This is a genomic window from Enterococcus sp. AZ009 (assembly GCF_050548785.1).
GTDB classification, from domain to species: Bacteria; Bacillota; Bacilli; order Lactobacillales; family Enterococcaceae; genus Enterococcus_D; species Enterococcus_D entomosocium.
On record NZ_CP172960.1, the window covers coordinates 1,420,821 to 1,440,988 of the forward strand.

At 34.3% G+C, this 20,168-nt stretch carries 15 protein-coding genes; all 15 read left to right on the top strand.

What is annotated here, in order from left to right:
- Window positions 1-32: 32 nt before the first annotated feature.
- The 15 genes from asnS to IGJ74_RS06940 all read left to right on the top strand — a co-directional run bounded on the left by asnS (window position 33) and on the right by IGJ74_RS06940 (window position 20,119).
- On the top strand, window positions 33-1,331 hold the full coding sequence (gene asnS, locus IGJ74_RS06870; RefSeq protein WP_005236932.1) for an asparagine--tRNA ligase: 1,299 nt from the start codon (window positions 33-35) through the stop codon (window positions 1,329-1,331).
- A 201-nt stretch (window positions 1,332-1,532) separates the two neighbouring features.
- On the top strand, window positions 1,533-2,696 hold the full coding sequence (locus IGJ74_RS06875; protein WP_087664337.1) for a CDP-glycerol glycerophosphotransferase family protein: 1,164 nt from the start codon (window positions 1,533-1,535) through the stop codon (window positions 2,694-2,696).
- Window positions 2,686-3,432, top strand: a complete 747-nt coding sequence (locus IGJ74_RS06880; RefSeq protein WP_177900717.1) for a WecB/TagA/CpsF family glycosyltransferase — start codon at window positions 2,686-2,688, stop codon at window positions 3,430-3,432. The genes IGJ74_RS06875 and IGJ74_RS06880 overlap by 11 nt, the downstream gene beginning before the upstream one ends.
- A complete protein-coding gene (locus tag IGJ74_RS06885) occupies window positions 3,413-4,612 on the top strand; it encodes a CDP-glycerol glycerophosphotransferase family protein (RefSeq protein WP_142424438.1) in 1,200 nt (399 codons plus the stop codon). Before IGJ74_RS06880 ends, IGJ74_RS06885 begins: the two co-directional genes overlap by 20 nt.
- A 3-nt stretch (window positions 4,613-4,615) precedes the next feature.
- Entirely contained in the window at window positions 4,616-7,930 is a 3,315-nt protein-coding gene (locus IGJ74_RS06890) for a CDP-glycerol glycerophosphotransferase family protein (protein ID WP_430608741.1), read from the top strand.
- 79 nt (window positions 7,931-8,009) lie between these two features.
- Window positions 8,010-11,468 (top strand): CDP-glycerol glycerophosphotransferase family protein, encoded by a 3,459-nt coding sequence (locus IGJ74_RS06895; RefSeq protein WP_207463013.1) that lies wholly within the window; start codon window positions 8,010-8,012, stop codon window positions 11,466-11,468.
- A gap of 39 nt (window positions 11,469-11,507) precedes the next feature.
- Window positions 11,508-12,455: an NAD-dependent epimerase/dehydratase family protein gene (locus tag IGJ74_RS06900; RefSeq protein ID WP_207463014.1), complete on the top strand. Its 948-nt coding sequence runs from the start codon at window positions 11,508-11,510 to the stop codon at window positions 12,453-12,455.
- Between the two features lie 161 nt (window positions 12,456-12,616).
- A complete protein-coding gene (locus IGJ74_RS06905) occupies window positions 12,617-14,344 on the top strand; it encodes a hypothetical protein (protein ID WP_207463015.1) in 1,728 nt (575 codons plus the stop codon).
- A 191-nt stretch (window positions 14,345-14,535) separates the two neighbouring features.
- Complete coding sequence (gene mltG / locus IGJ74_RS06910; protein ID WP_218193345.1) at window positions 14,536-15,879, top strand: endolytic transglycosylase MltG; 1,344 nt, start codon at window positions 14,536-14,538, stop codon at window positions 15,877-15,879.
- A gap of 115 nt (window positions 15,880-15,994) precedes the next feature.
- Window positions 15,995-16,474, top strand: coding sequence for a transcription elongation factor GreA (greA, locus tag IGJ74_RS06915; protein WP_005229556.1), 480 nt, complete (start codon window positions 15,995-15,997; stop codon window positions 16,472-16,474).
- Between the two features lie 152 nt (window positions 16,475-16,626).
- Window positions 16,627-17,358, top strand: coding sequence for a cell wall-active antibiotics response protein LiaF (liaF, locus tag IGJ74_RS06920; RefSeq protein ID WP_010749367.1), 732 nt, complete (start codon window positions 16,627-16,629; stop codon window positions 17,356-17,358).
- A complete protein-coding gene (locus IGJ74_RS06925) occupies window positions 17,355-18,422 on the top strand; it encodes a sensor histidine kinase (RefSeq protein ID WP_005236914.1) in 1,068 nt (355 codons plus the stop codon). Before liaF ends, IGJ74_RS06925 begins: the two co-directional genes overlap by 4 nt.
- Before the next feature lie 3 nt (window positions 18,423-18,425).
- Entirely contained in the window at window positions 18,426-19,055 is a 630-nt protein-coding gene (locus tag IGJ74_RS06930; RefSeq protein ID WP_005236913.1) for a response regulator transcription factor, read from the top strand.
- An 87-nt stretch (window positions 19,056-19,142) separates the two neighbouring features.
- Window positions 19,143-19,808, top strand: coding sequence for a potassium channel family protein (locus tag IGJ74_RS06935; RefSeq protein WP_005229566.1), 666 nt, complete (start codon window positions 19,143-19,145; stop codon window positions 19,806-19,808).
- Window positions 19,809-19,819: 11 nt separating this feature from the next.
- Window positions 19,820-20,119 carry a HesB/YadR/YfhF family protein gene (locus IGJ74_RS06940; protein WP_008379609.1) on the top strand — a complete coding sequence of 100 codons (300 nt, stop codon included), beginning with the start codon at window positions 19,820-19,822 and terminating at the stop codon, window positions 20,117-20,119.
- The last annotated feature ends 49 nt before the right edge of the window (window positions 20,120-20,168 follow it).

Here is a 20,168-nt window from a genome sequence, read left to right on the forward strand (position 1 = left end):
GTGCCTTTATTAATTAGATAGGAGAGAATCAAGTGGAATCTATTCAAATTTTAGATGCAAAAAAACACGTTGGCGAAACCGTTCAAATCGGAGCATGGGTTGCTAACAAACGTTCTAGCGGCAAGATCGCCTTCTTACAACTTCGCGACGGAACAGCGTATTTCCAAGGAATCGTTGTAAAAAGTGAAGTAGGTGAGGAAGTTTTCCAATTAGCGAAAAATTTAAATCAGGAAACTGCCGTACTGGTCACTGGGGAAATCAGGGAAGACAGCCGCTCAAAATTTGGCTATGAAATTGGCATTTCTGGTTTAGAAGTTGTTGGGGAAAGCCATGATTACCCAATCACACCAAAAGAACACGGAACAGATTTCTTGATGGACCATCGTCATTTATGGTTGCGTTCCTCAAAACAACACGCCATCATGCAAATCAGAAACGAAATCATCCGGGCAACGTATGAATTCTTCAACAAGAATGGCTTCATCAAAATCGATCCACCGATCCTAACCGGATCAGCACCAGAAGGAACGACCGATTTATTTGAAACCAACTATTTCGATCAAAAAGCATATCTATCTCAGTCCGGTCAATTGTACATGGAAGCTGCCGCTATGGCGTTTGGCAAAGTCTTTTCTTTTGGACCAACCTTCCGTGCCGAAAAATCAAAGACACGTCGTCACTTGATTGAATTTTGGATGATTGAACCAGAAATGGCCTTTATGCACCAAGAAGAAAGTTTAGAAGTCCAAGAGCAGTACGTGGCATTCTTAGTGCAAAATGTGCTCGATAACTGTGACTATGCGTTAGACGTCTTAGGTCGTGACCGTGAAGTCTTGAAAAAATACACCAAATTACCATTCCCACGAATCTCTTACGATGATGCAGTGGAATTATTACAAAAGAACGGCTTTGATGATATTCAATGGGGCGATGACTTTGGCTCACCACATGAGACCTTTATTGCCAATTCATTCGATCAGCCCGTCTTTATCTTAAACTATCCAAAAGCCATCAAACCTTTCTATATGAAGCCACATCCAACGAGAGAAGATGTCGTGATCTGTGCCGATATGATCGCACCAGAAGGCTATGGCGAGATCATAGGTGGTTCTGAACGTGCCATCGATCATGAATACCTCCTAGAGCAAATCCGCGCCCATGGCTTGGACGAAAACGAATACTCATGGTATTTAGACCTACGCAAGTACGGCTCAGTTCCTCACACCGGCTTTGGACTTGGACTAGAACGGACCGTTACCTGGTTATCAGGAATCGAGCACGTAAGAGAATCCATTCCGTTTCCACGGTTGTTGAATCGGATTTATCCGTAAAAAAGATAAAAAGTCAGCTTGATTTGAAGCTGACTTTTTTTGATTTCTTAAATGTGATGAATAAGATTACTGCTCATTGACTGATGCTAATGAAAGAAAAGCTCAAAAACAGTTAGAGTAATATAACGGTTTTGTTACAATTATTTTCTTTTCACTAATAATCATGTAAAATAAGAACTAATGTGAAAATAGAGGGTAATTATGAAAAAAAATTTTTTTGTTTCATTATCAAAAGAAGTATATTTATTTTTAGTTCGTCTTTGTTCCTTAGGGAAAAGGCGTAAAAATGATAAAATCATTTTTCTTGTCAGTTTTCCTTCAACAAGCAACTACGTTTTGGAAGCTCTGGCTGAAGCCTATGGTGATCGACTGATAATTTGTTACACCAGAAATGCGCGACAAATGGTTTCAGTATTTGAGAAACAAGGATTTAAGAGCTATCTTGTGGATTCCTTTGCAATCCTTTGTTTAAAAGTCATACCGATACTAAAGAAGTCAAAATTGATCATTTGTGATAATTACTTTGCTTTTTTGGGTGGTATGATATTAGATAAACAAACGAATGTTGTTCAAATTTGGCATGCCAATGGAGCAATTAAAAAGTTTGGTCTTCAAGCACAGTATGCAAAAAATGCTGCTCCTGCGGATCGTCGGCGCTATCAGAAAGTTTATAATAAATTTACTCATTTTGTAGTAAGTTCACCCACAATGGCAACGATTTTCAAGGATAGTTATAATATTGATCCGATCTTTCTAAAGTTCGGCTATCCATTAACTGATTATTACTATCAATTAGATGATGAAACAATAACTTATCAAAAAAACGCTTTGCTAGAGGATATGAACAAGAAAATCGCTCTTTATTTACCTACCTACAGAGAGAATACCGATGATAATAATCCCTTAGATTTTGATTCTATATCAAATCAATTGAATGAAGATTGGGCATTATTCATTCATCCACATCCACATGATAAAAAGATGATAGAATTAGCAAACCAATACCCAGAATATTTTATTAAAGATGATAAGGACTACGATTTAAAAAATTTAATAGCAATGGCGGATTGCTTGATTACAGACTATTCTTCAGTACCTTTTGAATATTCTTTAGTAAACCCTCGTGGGAAGATCATTTATTTCTGTTATGATTTTGAACTGTACGATGAAATTGTCGGAATTCAAGAAGAGTTTAAGAAAGATATAGGTTCTTCCATTGTGAAATCCTCCGAGGAACTTTTTTCCAGTATAGAGACGATGGGAAATGAGGATTTGTCAGATTTTAACCAAACTTGGAATACGTATGTTTCCGGGCGCGCCATTGACTCTTTTTTAGAATGGATTGATAAGCAATATGAAATCTGAAAATATAATGGGCGTTTTAGTTGATCCAATCACTTATGGAGAAGTGGTGGATGATTTGGCACGCTACATCGATAGTGATAAGAAAATGACTATCATTAGTGTAAATCCGCAGATTATTACTGAAAGCAGAAAATACCCAGATATTGTAACGTTTATCAATCAGAGTACCCATCGGATACCTGATGGCGTCGGAGTGGTACTTGTTTCAAGATTAACTGGCGGAAAGATAAAAGAAAGAGTTACTGGTTACGATTTAATGGTAAGATTGCTAGGTTACGCAAATGAAAATAAAATGAGTGCTTTTTTTTATGGCGCAAAACCTGAAGTGTTGACTGATGCACTAAAAAATATTAATAATCAGTATCCCGACCTAACAATTGCAGGAGCGATAGACGGTTATACGACTCTGGGTGATGAGGCAATTGTCAATCAAATAAACGCTGTGAAGCCCGATTTTGTTTTTGTGGCGCTAGGGTTCCCCAGACAAGAACGGTGGCTTGCCCAAAATATGAATGCGATACACGCTTCTGTTTTTCAAGATGTTGGTGGGAGCTTTGATGTTTTGAGTGGTCATGTAAAAAGAGCCCCTAATTTTTTTATAAACCTTCACTTAGAATGGTTGTATCGCTCGTTAAGTAATCCGACCAGATTAGGAAGAATTGCGCAATTGCCTGTTTTTTTAGTTAAAAGTATCTATTGGAAGCTGGTGAATAGAAGTGATCAAAAGAATAATTAGTTTTTTTTATCGAATACTATTTAATTTTATAGCATCTATTTTTCCAGTAAAAAAACAAATGGTTATATTCGAAAGTTTTAACGGGAAAATTCCTTCTGATAATCCTTTAGCGATCTATCAAGAGATGATACAATCGATTGATTTTGCAGATTGGACTTTCTACTGGAGTATAAAAAAAGAAAGTTTGTCAGAAGCGAAAGAAAAATATCCTGAAATGTTTTTTATCTCACGTTTTTCCTTTAAATGGCTTTTGTTAATGCCAAGGGCTAGTTTTTGGATCTTTAACTCCCGTTTATCTGAATGGCTTAAAAAAAATAAGCAGACAATTTATTTGCAAACGTGGCATGGTACGCCCCTTAAAAAATTAGGAGCAGATATTGATAACGTGGTTATGCCAAATACTGATACGCAAAAATACAAAGCTGGCTTCTACAAAGAAAGTAATCGGTGGGATTACTTGATTGCCCCAAATGAGTATTCAAAAAATATCTTCAAGACGGCGTTTGGTTTTGAAAATACTTTCTTAGATATTGGTTATCCAAGAAATGATGTTTTAGTACGTTTCAAAGATGATGATAATACAATTAGTCAGCTTAAGAAAAAAATTATTGGAGATAGAAAAGGGCATGTTCTATTATATGCACCGACCTGGCGGGACGATTATTTTATTTCAAAAGGAAACTACAAGTTCTTTATGCCATTTGAATTGAGTCAACTTACTTCTAGAATGAATAAAGACGATACATTGATAATTCGACCGCACTATTTAGTCAAAGAATCTATTGTAATAGATGGCTATGAAGACCAAATCAAAATATGTTCGGATGAGGATATTAATGAGTTATATTTAATTAGTGACTGTCTCATAACGGATTATTCTTCTGTAATGTTCGATTATTTGATATTAAAAAAACCGTTGATTTTCTATCCATATGATTTAAATCATTATGAAAATGGAATCCGAGGATTTTACTTCGATTATAGTGAAGTACCAGGATCTATCTGTTTAGATGAACAATCATTCTACCAGGTTATAGAAAAATTTTGTCGTCAAACTATTGATTCAGAATGTTCGGATACGAAATATCTAGAATTCTATAATAAATTTTGTTCTTGGGAAAATGGTGATGCTGCTAATAAGGTAGCTGAACTGATCAAAGAATGCAATATAAGGGGATAACACATGAGTGCTTTAAGTAATGTGAAAACGATATTAAGTAAAGTAGTGACTAGTTTTGTTTCAGAAAATGGCAAAATTGCCTCATACTATATAAAAGCGAGTAAAAAGAAAATACAAAAGAACACGATCCTTTATGAAGTTCGAGATGGGCAATCAATCGTAGATTCTCCCTACGCAATGTTTATGCATTTAGTAAAAGATCCCGAATATGCTCATTTTCATCATATCTGGGTTATCAACGACTTAAATTATCCCACAGTAAAACGTATTAAGGCAGAATTCGACAATGTTGAATTTGTAGAAAGAAACTCAAAAAGATATTTGCTTTGGCTGGCAACAGCAGAGTATCTAATTAACAATGCTACTTTCCAGTCAATTTTCTTAAAGAGAGAAGGTCAAACATACATAAATACTTGGCACGGAACGCCTTTGAAATATATGGGATTTGACATTCCTGGAAATCCAGCCCATTCTCAAAATGTTGTACGAAATTTTTTAATGGCTGATTACATCTTGTCACCTAACTCACATACAACAGAGATTTTCTCAAAAAGTTATCGTTTAGATGGCTTATTTCCTGGAACGATTTTAGAAGGCGGATATCCAAGGATCGATAGGACGAATACTATCAATCGAGAAAGTATAAAGAAAGAGTTAAAGAAGCTAAACTTAACTTATAATGATCGTTTACCTACAATTTTATATACACCGACTTGGAAAGGATCATCCATCTTAAATCCCTCGAATGATAAAGAGCAGATCGTTAAAGAAACCATTTTTTTGAAAGAACATTTTAAAAATCAGTACAATGTATTGGTTAAAGTACATCCATATATTTATCGTGAATTAAGTAGAGATGAAGAGATTCGCTCAATACTTATTCCGGACTACCTAGATCCTAATGAAGTTTTGTCTATTGTTGACTTATTAATAACAGATTACTCTAGTATATTTTTCGACTTTTTAGTAACTGATAAACCAATTATTTTTTATGTTTGGGATCGAGACTTATATGAAGTGGATAGAGGAATGTATTTAAAAGAAAGTGATTTACCAGGACCAGTTGCTGAAACAATAGATGATCTTATTCGGTTAATAGAAACAAAAGCGTATTCTACTGAGCAACATCGGGAATGTTACCAATTGATGAAAGAGAAATTTTCCAAATATCAAGATGGTAAAGTTACAAAAAGATACATCGAAAGAATATTTAATAATAAAAGAACGAAAAGAATTGAAGAAGTTATTCTAAGAAACGATTTAAATAAGCTTATTATTTATCCTGGCGGAATGAAAAATAATGGTATCTCAACTAGTTTTATCAATCTTACCAATAATCTAGACTTCAATAAGTATGATGTTTCCATTATCCTCAACAAACCAGTTTCCGACGAAGAAATCAGTAATTTAAATAAAATCAATGAAAATGTTCGAATGCTTTTTCGTCCTGGAAGGACCCTTTATTCGAGAAGTGAAATATTGAGAGACTTATTTATTCAGGCGTTCACTTCGAAAAAAGTATGGCGTTTTGTCCTTCCGAAACAAGCGTACAAGAGGGAAGCAACTAGAATAGTTGGGAATGTTCATTTTGATGCTGCGATTGATTTTAGTGGCTATAGTTTTTTCTGGGCAAAAACTATAGCGTTTATGAACAGCGATAAGAAAATTATTTTCCAACACAATGATTTATTAAGTGATTCAAAAAAAATAATCAATGGAAAAGCCCCACACAAGAAAAATTTACCAGCTGTTTTTTCAATATATTATCTTTATGACCGCATCTTAAGCGTATCGAAAGAGACTATGGAAGTTAATAGACGAAACTTAAGAAGATTTATTAAAGATGATCAACTTGGTTTCACTATAAATACTATCGATACTAGAAAAATCCTAAATGATGATTTTGTTTCTAAAGATCATAATATAGTAAGTAATGAAGTAGTGGAATTTCGATATAATGCAAGAATCAAAAAAGAGGGTTTTTATAAAGTAGCAAAAAACTTAGTTTCATTAAAAGACAATTCCTTTTTCAATATATTGATTTCTGAAAAAGACACTATCTTCGTAATTGCTTCAACGAGAGTTAATGTTAAGGAATATGTAAAGATTACGTTGAATGGACTATATACAGGATGGATAGACGGTAAAGATGTTGATCCAATTAATCACATGATTGAATTAGATACTGTTGTAGATAAATACTCATCAATTGCTACCGTCAATTGTGACAATGATGCAATGATTTTTAAGTCATTAAACAATTTAACTGAATTTCGCTCACCACTAAAGATGCTTGACAAAACTTATGTTTATATAAGTAAGCGAATCATATTCAATGATCAAAGATTTTGCTTTATTGAGAATAATACTGGCGAAGTTGGCTGGGTGAATCAAAGTAGTCTTTCTAATTTTCATGACACTAAAGGACTTAAGTTTTTAAAAAATTATTTTCTTAGAAAAAATAAATCAAAAAACATAAATCTGTATGATTCATTTGCAATGGAGTTTGTAATTGGAACAGTTGCTAAGAATCCCATTGTAGCATCTCTTGCTCCTGAAATAGATTCTGAAAGTGAACATTTAGTTTTGGAAAAACAAAAGGGTAGGGTTATAAGTTTTTCTAAGCAAGCAAGAATTGCTGATAAGATTTACTACTGCACTAATGATTTTAACAATCAGTCTCTTTGGGTTGAAGAGGATGATTTAATAGGAATTTCTGATATACAAAGTAATGAATATATTTTCAATAAAAATTATCGGAATGAATTTACTGATAACAACCAACGAACAGAAACTGAATTACCACAAACATTAGATAATTATTTTAATTTAGTCAATATGGGAAGATTATCACCTGAAAAAAATCAGATCAGTTTAATTAAAGCAGTTAAGACCGTACTAGGTAAACAGCCAAATATTCGCCTATTTATTATAGGAGATGGCCCTTTAAAGAACGAAATGCGTCAGTTGATCTTGAGCTTAGACTTAGAAAAAAATGTTTTTCTTTTGGGACATCAAGAAAATCCATTTACAATTATGAAGCAGTGTGATCTTTTTGTTTTCCCCTCAATTTACGAAGGACAACCAATGGTCTTACTTGAAGCATTAACTTTAAAACTTCCTGTTTTAGCCACTAATATTCCGGCAAATCTATCGGTCCTCAAAAATTATGCTTCGGAATATATTGAAGGATTTTCTTCTGAAGATATTTCTAGCGCTCTGTTTAAAAAAATTAATAATTTAGAAATGAATTTAATTTTTAATCCCGAAGAATATAATGATAAGGCGTTAAAAAACTTTTATACAGAAGTAAATTAAAAATGAATTTAAACTGTAAGAAAAAGTGGCTATATTATAGAATAATTTACAATTTGTATTGTAGAGAAAGGTGCTTATTATGATAGCAAAAAAGTTCAAGAAAATTAAATTGAGAAATTCTGAGCAATTATCATTATGGTTTTCTGAAGAATATAAAAAAAATGATGTTGATTCATCAACAATTTTTTACGAATCTCGAGATGGAAAAAATATGATTGATTCTCCCAAAGCAATATTTGATTATCTAATTGGGGATCCTATGTTTGAAAAATATCATCATGTGTGGAGTTATGTTCCCACTGAAATTGGATGGGGTAGAATAATCGAAAAATTTTCTAATATGCCAAATGTTTCTTTTATAGAAAGAAACACTCGCGAATATGTATATTATCTTTCAAAAAGTAAATATCTTATAACTAATTCAACATTTCAATCTTTCTTTATACCTAAAGAAGAGCAAATTGTGATTAATACTTGGCATGGAACACCTTTAAAAAAAATGGGATATGACATTGAAAATGCAAATCCAGCAGGATCTCAGAATGTTGTTAGAAACTTTTTATTTAGTAAGTTTATTCTTAGTCCTAATGCACATACTACGGAAGTGTTTAAGAATAGTTTCCGATTGGACGGTATTTTTTCAGGTGAGATACTAGAGTTTGGTTACCCAAGAAATGATATATTGCAGAAGAAAGATAAATCTGTCTTGGAACAGTTGATTGAACGTGGAATGGTTATTGATTCTACAAAAGATGTTATCTTGTATTGTCCTACTTGGAAAGGTACCTCAACATTGAATCCGACAGATTCAATACATCAGATACTAGCGGAAACATCCTTATTAAGAAAACAAGTCGGGGATAAATACAATGTTTTAGTCAAAGTACATCCTTATATTTTTAAGCGAGCACAAGAAGTTGAAGAGTTGAATAATTACTTAGTTCCAGACGATTTTGATCCAAATTGTATATTATTAGCTACAGATATATTGTTGACAGACTATTCAAGTATTTTTTTTGATTTTTTAATTACAGACAAACCGATAATTTTCTATTCTTGGGATAATGATATTTACGATTCGACCAGGGGATTGTACTTTGATGAGAAAGAATTACCAGGACCGATTCTAAGTACGATAGATGAAGTGATTGAATCGATTAACGCAATTGAATCAGTGAAAGCTGAATACAAAGAAAATTATAATAGAGCAAAAGAAAATTTTGTTAAATATGAAGATGGCTGTGCAACTAAACGAGTAATAAATTATATATTCAAGGATCAAGCAGCTGGTTCTGGTAAAGTCGTAAAGTTAACAAATACAAAAGAAAAAGTTCTAATATATACAGGTGGAATGCAAAACAATGGTATTACTTCTAGTTTATTGAATCTCTTGAAAAATATAGACTACGATAGATACGAAATTACTTGTTTTATGGGCAATCCTAATACAAAAGAAAAACTGGAGAATGTGAATAGAATTCCGAAGCAATGTCATCTTATTTTCAAACCAGGATATGCCATCCTTACCCCGGAAGAAAGTAAGAATCTTAGAAAGTTAACTTCACAAAATAATGTAGATCATATTGATAGTTCAATGCTTCCTTGGGAAGGTTTTCGAAGAGAAGCAAATCGTATTTTTTCAAATAGTAAATTTGATGTTTCTATTGATTTCTCTGGTTATAGTTTCTATTGGGCAAAATATATTTTATCATCAGATTCAAAAAAGAAAATTTGTTACATGCATAGTGATATGGATGCTGATAGACAAAAAATAGTAAATGGAAGACAAGTTCATTTTAAAACCCTAGGGCAATTATTTAGTGTATATAATCGTTTTGATATGTTATTAGCTGTATCTCCAGTCATGGCCGATGTGAATAAAAACTCTCTGAAAAAGTTTATTCCAGAAGAAAAAATTAGCTATGTATTAAATTCATTAGATTTAGAAAAACTATTTAGTAATGATGATAGTACTAAGGAAGAAAAAAAACCTATTATAAAAAAAGTAAATATAGAATTAGAGTTAACAAATAAAATGGATATTCTCGTATGGGACACATTTCGTGAGAAATCTAGTAAAATGTATCCTTATAAGGATGATTTAAAAATAAAAGCTATAGCATCTGTAAAATATAAAAGTAAAGAGTTTTATAAAATCTTAATAGACGATGTTTATGTGGGATGGGTTGATGCACAGAACTATACTAAAAAGTATCCTTATTTACTTTCAAAGGAACCATATTCGTCGTATGGTTATATAAAAAGGCAAAAAAACAAGGTCTTTTGGATCGATCTTCCTACAAGTGATCTTAGTAAAAGATATGGAACGACCGATTTTTACAAATATTTGTATGTAAGAATTATTGAGAAAGCCACTTTAAGTAATGGAGATATCTATTTTCATATTATTGTTGATAATTATGTTAATGGATGGGTCTATTACAACGTTATTAACGAAGTACCAAGATTCAGTAAAATTAGAAGAGTCAAGAATATTATATCTAATTTAAAGAGGCTAGCTGATAAGAAAAAAAATCCTTTATTAACAATTAACGAAGAAGGTTATGTATCTATAAATAGTATAGATGGAAAAGATCCCTTCGATAAAGCGGCGAACAATAATTCAAATTTCAATTCTGTTAACTTAATAAACAAAATAGTTAAATATACTAAGATTATTAATAATTTTTATGGAACTTACTATCTTTTATTTGATGGCAGCAAAAAAATTGGTTGGGTAAATAAGAATAATCTGCGTTTTATATCAGATGATCAAATTGTTTCAGAAAGAAAAGTAAGAGTGGAGATATTATTGAATCCAGGAAACAATAAGTATACTGATTGTTTCTTAAAGAATCCTATTACAATTGATAAAAAAGAAACTATTATTGTTGATACTTTAATTGAATCCACTAAAGGGTCTTTCTTTTATGATGGAACTTTCTATTTTGAAACAAAAGATGTTGAGATAGTAAAAGAGTTTGGAAAATATGATCTACTTGGGAACTTCATTTTACTTCCAGATGAAAGTAATTATAATATTATTTCTATTGGAAGATTATCTGTTGAAAAGCAGCAAGATAAGCTTATTACTGCTTTTCAAAACTTCCAAAAAAAGGTTCCTAAAAGCAAATTGTACATCTTGGGGGACGGCAATTTAAGAGAAGAATTAATATCAATTGTTAAGGATAATAACTTAGAAGATTCTGTTTTTCTAATGGGACATGTTTCTAATCCTTTTGCAATACTGAAAAAGTGTCAACTTTTTACTTTAACCTCGGCCTATGAAGGTCAACCTATGGTTCTTCTTGAAGCTTTATCTTTAGGTATTCCGGTTTGCTCAACTAATATTCCAGCGAGTAATTATGTTCTTTCAAATGGAGATTATGGTATACTGGCATCCTCTAATGATATCAATGGGATAGAAAACATGTTATTGGAGTCTTATCATAGTCAAGACGAATTTAAGAGATTTGATGCAAATGAGTACAATAAAAAAGCTGTAGAGATGTTTTATGATAAAATTAGCATACTGTAAGTGACGTATTAAATAAATATATTTTAAGGAGTATCAATTATGAAGTATTTTGTATCTGGAGGCGCTGGTTTTATAGGGTCTACCATTGTCAACACGCTAATTAAAGAAGGAAATGAAGTCATTGTTTTAGATGATTTATCAATGGGAGATCTTCAAAATCTGAAGCAATCGAAAAATTTAACATTTGTTAAAGGTGATATACGAGACAAAGAAATGATTAAGGAAATATTTGAAAAAAATACGTTTTCGTTTATCTTTCATTTAGCAGCAATCGCCAGTGTCGCAGATTCAATTGGCAGACCATTATTAACACATCAAGTTAACATGGAGGCGACTCTAAATTTATTAGAGCTCTCAAAACAAACTCAGAAAAAACTAAAGAGATTTGTCTTTGCTTCATCTGCCGCTGTATATGGAGATGAACCTTCTTTACCTAAAACCGAAAATTCAAAGATAAAGCCTTTATCACCGTATGCTATTGATAAATATTCTTCGGAACAATATGTTTTACTTTATAATTCACTTTATGATCTACCTACTAGTGCTGTACGATTTTTCAATGTATATGGACCTAATCAAAACCCATCATCGCCCTATTCAGGTGTACTTTCTATAATAACGAACCATTTCAAGAAACTGAAAAACCATGAAAAAAATGTGTTTACCCTTTATGGTGATGGAAGTCAGACAAGAGACTTCGTCTATGTTGACGATGTCGTTCAAGCATTAAAAATTGTGTCAGAAAAAGAAGAGGCACAAGGTAATGTTTATAATGTTGGTACTGGTACTCCAAGTTCAATTAATGATGTACTGGATATTTTTAAATCAGAGACAGGTATAGAGCCAATCATTAAATATGAAAATGTAAGAAAAGGAGATATTCAAGACTCATATGCAGAGGTTTCTGAACTCAAAAGTCTTGGATTTTCACCTAAATACAATTTGAATAAAGGGATAGCTAAATATTTAACAAATGAAATGAAATAAGTTTTTCTGTTCTTTAGAGTTATTTTTTTTATTGTTGGGTTGGTTTCTCACTAAAATATCTGTTAAGATATTTTAGTGAGAAACCTTTTTATTTCAATAAATAATTTGGTGCAAATTAATAGAGGCAAATCTTGTCTGATAATGTAGGGAGTTTTTTAATAATGATAAATCGAGCAAAAAAAGAAAATAGCTTTAAGTATTTAGGAGTCATCTTAATATTTTCAATTGCTTCCATAGCTATTCAAAGTGCTCAGATGTATGAAAGAGGATTTATATTGGGTGTGGATTCTATATTTCATATGAATCGTATTTATGAAACCATGATGCAAATGCAATCGGGAGAATTCAATTATTTTCTTTCTCTATTTTCTTTTCAACAATCCGCAAGAATCGTAAATGCATTTTACGGACCCGCAATGGCTTATTTGTTAGGTGCTATTTTACTATTTACGGAGAGCTGGGTGAAGTTTCAATTAGTAACATCGTTTCTTGTTAATATAATAGGTGCAATTGGAATTTATAGAATTGCGAAGAAGCTTTCGTTGAGAGATTCAATTGCACTGATGTCTGGTATCCTTTATATGTCAAGCTATTTTGTTTCGTCATGGAATCTTGCAGGCTCTTTTACGAGCGTGGGAAATATGCTTATTCCATTTGTAATCTATTATGGTATTGAAATGCTAATTAACGAGGACCATGATTTTTCTGCTTTTGGATTAGGACTAAGTATGGGGATGCTGCTTCAAACACATGTTTTTTCTTCTTTACTTGCGACAATTACTTTAGCCCCATTTATTGTTTACTCTTTTTATAAGTGTGATAATAAAAAAAAATTCGCAATCAAACTACTCTTAGCGATTATTCTAGCAATACTGCTAAGTTTAAATGTTTGGACAGGAATGCTACATTTAATGAGCAGTAATGAATTGTTACAGACATTTCCCAGTGATTTAATGGCAAATGCAGTTTATTTTCTCCCTAATGCAGGTACTGGTCATGCTAATATAGGAATTATTTTTTCTCTTGTATTTTTTATACAAATTTGTTATTCAGTTACCTTTTGGAATACCATAAATATTAATAACAAGTTAATGACAGCAATAGGTGTTATTTTCTTGTTTATATCAAGTCGCTTCTTCCCATGGAATGTTTTAGGTCAAAAAGTCTCAGCATTAGAGACTCTTCTTCAATTTCCATCTAGACTAATTATAATACCAACTATATTATTATTGCTTTCACTGGGGATGAATATAAACAAACACAAAGAAAAACAATTAATTATAATGCTAGGTGTAATCACTTTGTTTTCTGTGTCGATAGCTCAAAATAGAGTTTATGAAAGAATGGATAGTTGGAAGTCTGAAAATGTTTTAGCATTTCCAAATAAAAAGCCTGATAGTATTTCAAGTGAGGATATGCGAAATGCTATTAAGAGTAAGAATTTAGAGGAAGTACTTAACATAGTAAGAAAGGGAACTTCTGATTATCTTCCTTTACAACACAAAATTCCAAATAATGAGTTCGAGGATTTTAATCCATATACAAAATATTGGACATATATTATATATCCGAATAGCGATTTTAATAAGGAAGTAAAGAATGGCAAAATAATAGTCACATGGAATAATGATAAAGAAGAAAAAACGAATATTCCTATCGTGAAGTATAATGATACAATAATTGAGGATGTATTGAATAAAAATGAAATTAAACCTGAACTAACTGAGATTGGTACGATTCAGGTCGAAGCTAACCAAGGTCAAAATAGATTAGAGGTATCGTATGATACACCTAGTTATGTGATTTTTTCAATATTTATATCATCAATAGTTTTCATCATATCTTTGTGTTATATATGTTTTTCAAAAATTTATAAATTATTGAATTAGCTTTATTATTTTCAATATCACTATGTAATGTACAATTTGTTGCTATTGTAAATCGTATTATCTTGAGGAGAGGGCAAGATGAGACTTTTTAGTTTATAATCTTTTTAATGGAAGAATTATTTTATTTAACTCCTCCTAACTTTCGTGTATAATGGTACAAGCCAGTATTACGAAAGTTAGGAGGAGTTGTTTTGAGTAAACAACATCCAGAGGATAGATCCTTTAAAGACGAAGTATTAGGAGCTTTAAAGCAACCTCAATCAGATCAAACCCATGAAGACCAAGGTTTGAACGAGCGTCCTATTCAACAACCTCAAGAAGAGGTGGGTTCGCGAACTGCAAGTGGAAAGACCAAAAATAAACAAGCAAAGCAAGCTGCTACAAGTCGTAGGGCAGCAGCGGAAGAAGTGCCCATAGCTGAAGGTGGGGAAACGCAATTGCGCAAGCAGCAACGCAAAAAAGAAGATCGGATTGTCAATCGGATCGTTTTGATCGTAGTCCTTGCTCTGCTCGTCATCGGTGGTGTTTTAGGATTTTCAATGTATCGTTATGTAACATCAGGATTGCAGCCGTTGAATCCAGAAGATACAGAAACGGTGGCAGTTGAGATTCCTAGTGGATCGTCCAACAAAGCAATTGGAGAAATATTGGAAGAAGACAATATCATTAAAAGTGGTATGATCTTTAACTATTATACGAAATTCAATAATTTAACTGGATTTCAAGCAGGAAATTATCATTTTTCTCCTAGTATGACTTTGGATCAAATCTCAAAGATGCTGCAAAATGGCGAAGGTTCGGTCACCTCTGATGCAAAAGTGACGATTCCAGAAGGATTTGATGTGGACCAAATCGGTGATGCTCTAGCGGAAGCAACAAATATCTCGAAAGACGATTTCTTAGCTTTGATGGAAAGCGATGAGTTCTTTGAAAAAATGAAAGAAACCTATCCTGAGCTTTTAGCAAGTGCCGGCGATGCGCAAGGCGTGCGTTACCGACTAGAAGGATACTTGTTCCCAGCGACGTATGACTACTATACAGGGAATACCCTAGAAGAAGTCGTTACCCAAATGGTGGATAAATCAAATTCAGTCTTGTCCAAATATTTCGATCAAATTGCTCAAAAAGAAATGACGGTCCAAGAAGTCCTTACATTGGCTTCACTTGTTGAAAAAGAGGGTAGTAAGCTAGAAGATCGTAAAAATATCGCACAGGTATTCTTCAATCGTTTAGCGATTGATATGCCGCTACAATCGGATATTTCGATTCTATATGCGTTAGGTGAGCACAAAGAGCTAGTCACTTATGAGGACACTCAAGTTGACTCTCCTTATAATCTCTATGTGCAAACTGGCTACGGACCTGGACCATTCAACAATCCAAGCGAAGCAGCGATCCAAGCGGTCTTAGATCCAACACCGAATAACTACTATTATTTCATTGCTGACATTCAAACCCAAGAAGTTTACTTTGCGGAAACCTATGAACAGCATATGCAATTAGTGGAACAATATGTAAACAATACCTCAAATTAAATTTTCATAGGTTTATAGTTTACATTTAAAAAAAAGCATGGTAATCTTTTGTGGACTCATCGCAAAAGATTACCTTTTGCGATTTATTAGAAGTTACTAAAAGGAGAAAAGAACTATGGTAGAAAAAGTTTACCCAATGACACTTGAAGGAAAAGAAAAGCTAGAACAAGAATTAGAAGAATTGAAAACGGTAAAACGCGGGGAAATCATTGAACGTATCAAGGTAGCCCGCAGTTTTGGCGATTTATCCGAAAACTCCGAGTATGAGTCTGCAAAAGATGAACAAGCGTTTGTCGAAGGCCGAATCACTACTTTAGAAAATATGATTCGTTTTGCAGAGATCATTGATAATGAGGGTGTAGACTCTGATGAAGTTTCCATCGGAAAAACTGTGATTTTTGTTGAGTTGCCTGATGGTGACGAAGAAGAGTACATGATCGTTGGTAGTGCTGAAGCAGATCCGTTTTCTGGTAAAATTTCCAATGATTCACCAATCGCTCGTGCCTTGATTGGGAAAAAAGTCAATGATGAAGTGACGATCTCAACGCCAGGCGGAGATATGCAAGTAAGAATCACAGAAGTAAAGAAAAGCTAATTGCTTGATCACTCGATCAAACTAGTTGACCCTGTTGTTCATTCTCCTTAAGGGAATTTGATCAAACAGGGTCTTTTTTCGGACCAGCGACGGATGGACAAACCATTTTTTTCGGGTATGATAAAGTAGAATTACTAGGAGGAGGAGCTTGAATGAAAAGTCCTTGGCGTTTTTTCTTTATTGTTGAAGCGCTCTTACTGCTTTTTGCGGTATGGCAAATTTTATCTAATCCGCCATTATTATTTTTATTAATACTTGGTGTGACGTGCTTGGTCCTTGTGAACCGAAGTGAGCGCAAGAGCAATTTTAAAAATTTCTTGATGGTCTCAAGTTCCATTGCTATTTTGATCAGTTTGTTAAATAGTCCAGCACTGTGGCTGATGCTGATTTTTGCGATTTTATTTATTGGTTTAAAAGGAGTCGAGATTACCGGAATCGACTTAACTAAAAATTCATTCTGGCGCAAAAAACAAATGATTATCGTTGAAACTGAAGAACCCAAAGCTGATCATCCGCTGAAACAAAAGCAGCAATGGTTAGGCAATGAACGGATCGGCAGTCAAGTCTATGAATGGGACGATATCAATTTAGATATCTTGACGGGAGACACTTTCATCGATCTAGGCAACACTTTATTGCCTAAGAAAGAAAACGTCGTGATCGTACGAAAAGGCTTTGGTAGAACTCGTATTTTAGTGCCTGCTGGCATAGCGATCAAATTAGAGCACAGTACTTTTATTGGCTCTGTTATCTTTGAAGGCGAAGAAACGAGCTTGAAAAATGAAAAAGTGACGATTTACAGCCCGGATTATGGCGAAAATAGTCGGCGTTTGAAAATCTTAACGAATACCCTTGTTGGTGATGTTGAGGTGATTCGGGTATGATTGGGAAATTTTCAAGAGGCATGATCGCTTTTTACGCAGGATTAGCAAGTTTTTTCACCATGATATTGATGCTGTTTTCCTATTTGTATGCCAGTGGGAAAAATAATTGGCTGATAGAAGTCTTTCAAATCAAACTCTTTTTTATCCCAATTATCTTTCACTTACTTGTAATATCTGCATTGATTGCTTTAGCTGTCTTTTTACTGATTTCTTTTTTTCGCAACCGTCAATACGGTCCGGTGGAAGAAAAGCTAAGACTGTTAGCCAGCGGCTATATCGATAGCCCTTTATTGGAAACAAAGATCCCACATGCGTCTGAAAACCATTTGATTGCGAATGTGGATCGTGATATTGCCAGTATCCAATCGAAGATGAAACAGATGTCGATGGAATTACAGCAATTGAATGCGAAACCTCAGTTTGTTGATGGTCAGACGAAAGAAGAGATTTTAGAAGCAGAAAGGCAGCGTCTGGCTCGTGAACTGCACGACTCTGTTTCTCAACAGCTGTTTGCCGCCATGATGATGATGTCTGCACTGAATGAGCAAGCGATTCGAACAGATGCTCCAGAAAGCCAAAAGAAACAGTTAGCGATGGTCACAGACATTATCAATGCTTCGCAATCTGAAATGCGGGCGCTCTTGCTTCATCTACGACCTGTAACTTTGGAAGGGAAGAGTCTAAAGCAAGGAATCGAGCAATTGTTAAAGGAATTAGAGACCAAAATCAAAATTCTATTGACTTGGGATATTGAAGACTTTACGATGCCTAGTTCGATTGAAGATCAACTCTTTCGTGTGATCCAAGAACTCTTGTCTAATACACTGCGTCACGCGAAAGCTGATGAGTTAGAAGTATACTTGCATCGCATCGATAATAACGTGTTATTGCGGGTGATCGATGACGGAGTTGGCTTTGATCCCCAAGATCAAAAGGCCGGCAGCTATGGCTTGATGAATATCCGAGAACGTGTAAGTGCTGTTGGCGGAACGTTGAAAATTATTAGTTTTAAAAATCAAGGAACCAGTATTGAAATCAAAGTTCCACTGTTGAAGGAGGCATAACGTATGATTAAAGTGTTGTTAGTTGATGACCATGAAATGGTTCGTCTAGGGGTCTCTTCTTATCTATCAATTCAAGACGATATAGAAGTAATTGGGGAAGCGGAAAATGGTCGAGTCGGGTATGAAAAGGCATTGGAATTACGTCCAGATGTGATTTTGATGGATTTGGTTATGGATGAAATGGATGGGATCGAATCTACGAAATTGATTTTAAATGATTGGCCAGAAGCAAAAATCATCATTGTCACTAGTTTTATTGATGACGAGAAAGTCTATCCTGCAATTGAAGCGGGTGCGGCCGGTTACCTGTTAAAGACGTCTACTGCTCATGAGATTGCGGAAGCCATTCGTGCAACCCAGCGAGGAGAGCGGGTCTTAGAACCCGAAGTCACCACGAAAATGATGGATCGTTTGACGAATCGGACACCAATCCTACATGAAGATTTGACCAATCGGGAACAAGAAGTGTTACTGTTGATCGCTGAAGGAAAGAGCAACCAAGAGATTGCGGATTCACTCTTCATTACGCTGAAAACAGTGAAGACACATGTGTCAAACATCTTATCAAAATTAGAAGTAGAAGATCGTACACAAGCTACGATATATGCTTTTAAACATGGCTTGATAAAATAAAATCTTAATAATCATACCTCCTCATGGCAAGCAGGGGAGGTTTTTGTTATACTAAATAATGATCTGGCAAACAAAGGAGCGTTTGTGGTGAAGCAAAATTATGCAATTATTGGATTAGGTCGTTTCGGTGGAAGTATTTGTCGTACGTTGATTGAATCAGGTCAAGAAGTGTTGGCAATCGATAGCAACGAAGATCGTGTCAATGAATACATGAATATCGCCACCCATGCGGTGGTCGGGAACGCACAAGATGAGATGACGTTGCGTTCATTGGGTATCCGTAACTTTGACCATGTCATTGTTGCGATAGGTGAAGATATTCAAGCCAGTATATTGGTCACACTGATGGTTAAAGAAATGGGTGTTCCTAATATCTTAGCCAAAGCCCAAAACGAATACCATGCCCGTGTACTGGAAAAACTCGGCGCAGACCGTGTCGTCCATCCTGAACGTGATATGGGGATTCGCATCGCCCATAATCTAGTTTCCAAAAATATCTTAGATTATATTGAACTATCTGACGAATTTTCTTTAGCAGAGATTCGCGTGTCCAATCCACGCTTTTTCAATAAATCCCTGATTGAGCTGAATTTTCGACAAAAGTATGGTCTGACAGTCGTTGCGATTCGTCGTGGACCAGGACAAGTGATCGTTTCGCCTGATGCAGAGGCAATCGTGCGTGAAAATGACAATTTACTCGTGATCGGCAATACAGATGATGTAGATATACTCGATGAACATATGAATGATTAGGAGTGAAGAAAATGAACTTAACAATAAGTCCTGAAGCAATGCAATGGTTCAAAAAAGAGTTGGTGGTAGACCAAGGAAGCGGGATTCGTTTTTTTGGAAAAATTTATGGAAAGACACAAGTGCATGACGGATTTTCCGTGGGGATGTCAGTAGACAAACCAGAACGTCCGATCGTTGAACAAACCATTGACGGATTGCTTTTTTTTATTGATGAAGCGGATGAGTGGTTTTTCAAAGGCTATAATCTGACAGTTGATTATGATCAAACGTTGGATGAACCGAAGTACGATTTTAGTGAAGATAAAAAATAATGTGGATTCGGTCATAGCTGACCGGCTTCCCACGATTGGCTCTAGGAGA

Bases quoted from the DNA above. Each gene is read 5' to 3' on its own strand.
- IGJ74_RS06875 (WP_087664337.1), top strand. From the start codon at position 1,533: ATGAAAAAAAATTTTTTTGTTTCATTATCAAAAGAAGTATATTTATTT.
- IGJ74_RS06880 (WP_177900717.1), top strand. From the start codon at position 2,686: ATGAAATCTGAAAATATAATGGGCGTTTTAGTTGATCCAATCACTTAT.
- IGJ74_RS06890 (WP_430608741.1), top strand. From the start codon at position 4,616: ATGAGTGCTTTAAGTAATGTGAAAACGATATTAAGTAAAGTAGTGACT.
- IGJ74_RS06895 (WP_207463013.1), top strand. From the start codon at position 8,010: ATGATAGCAAAAAAGTTCAAGAAAATTAAATTGAGAAATTCTGAGCAA.
- IGJ74_RS06900 (WP_207463014.1), top strand. From the start codon at position 11,508: ATGAAGTATTTTGTATCTGGAGGCGCTGGTTTTATAGGGTCTACCATT.
- IGJ74_RS06905 (WP_207463015.1), top strand. From the start codon at position 12,617: ATGATAAATCGAGCAAAAAAAGAAAATAGCTTTAAGTATTTAGGAGTC.
- greA (WP_005229556.1), top strand. From the start codon at position 15,995: ATGGTAGAAAAAGTTTACCCAATGACACTTGAAGGAAAAGAAAAGCTA.
- liaF (WP_010749367.1), top strand. From the start codon at position 16,627: ATGAAAAGTCCTTGGCGTTTTTTCTTTATTGTTGAAGCGCTCTTACTG.
- IGJ74_RS06925 (WP_005236914.1), top strand. From the start codon at position 17,355: ATGATTGGGAAATTTTCAAGAGGCATGATCGCTTTTTACGCAGGATTA.
- IGJ74_RS06930 (WP_005236913.1), top strand. From the start codon at position 18,426: ATGATTAAAGTGTTGTTAGTTGATGACCATGAAATGGTTCGTCTAGGG.
- IGJ74_RS06940 (WP_008379609.1), top strand. From the start codon at position 19,820: ATGAACTTAACAATAAGTCCTGAAGCAATGCAATGGTTCAAAAAAGAG.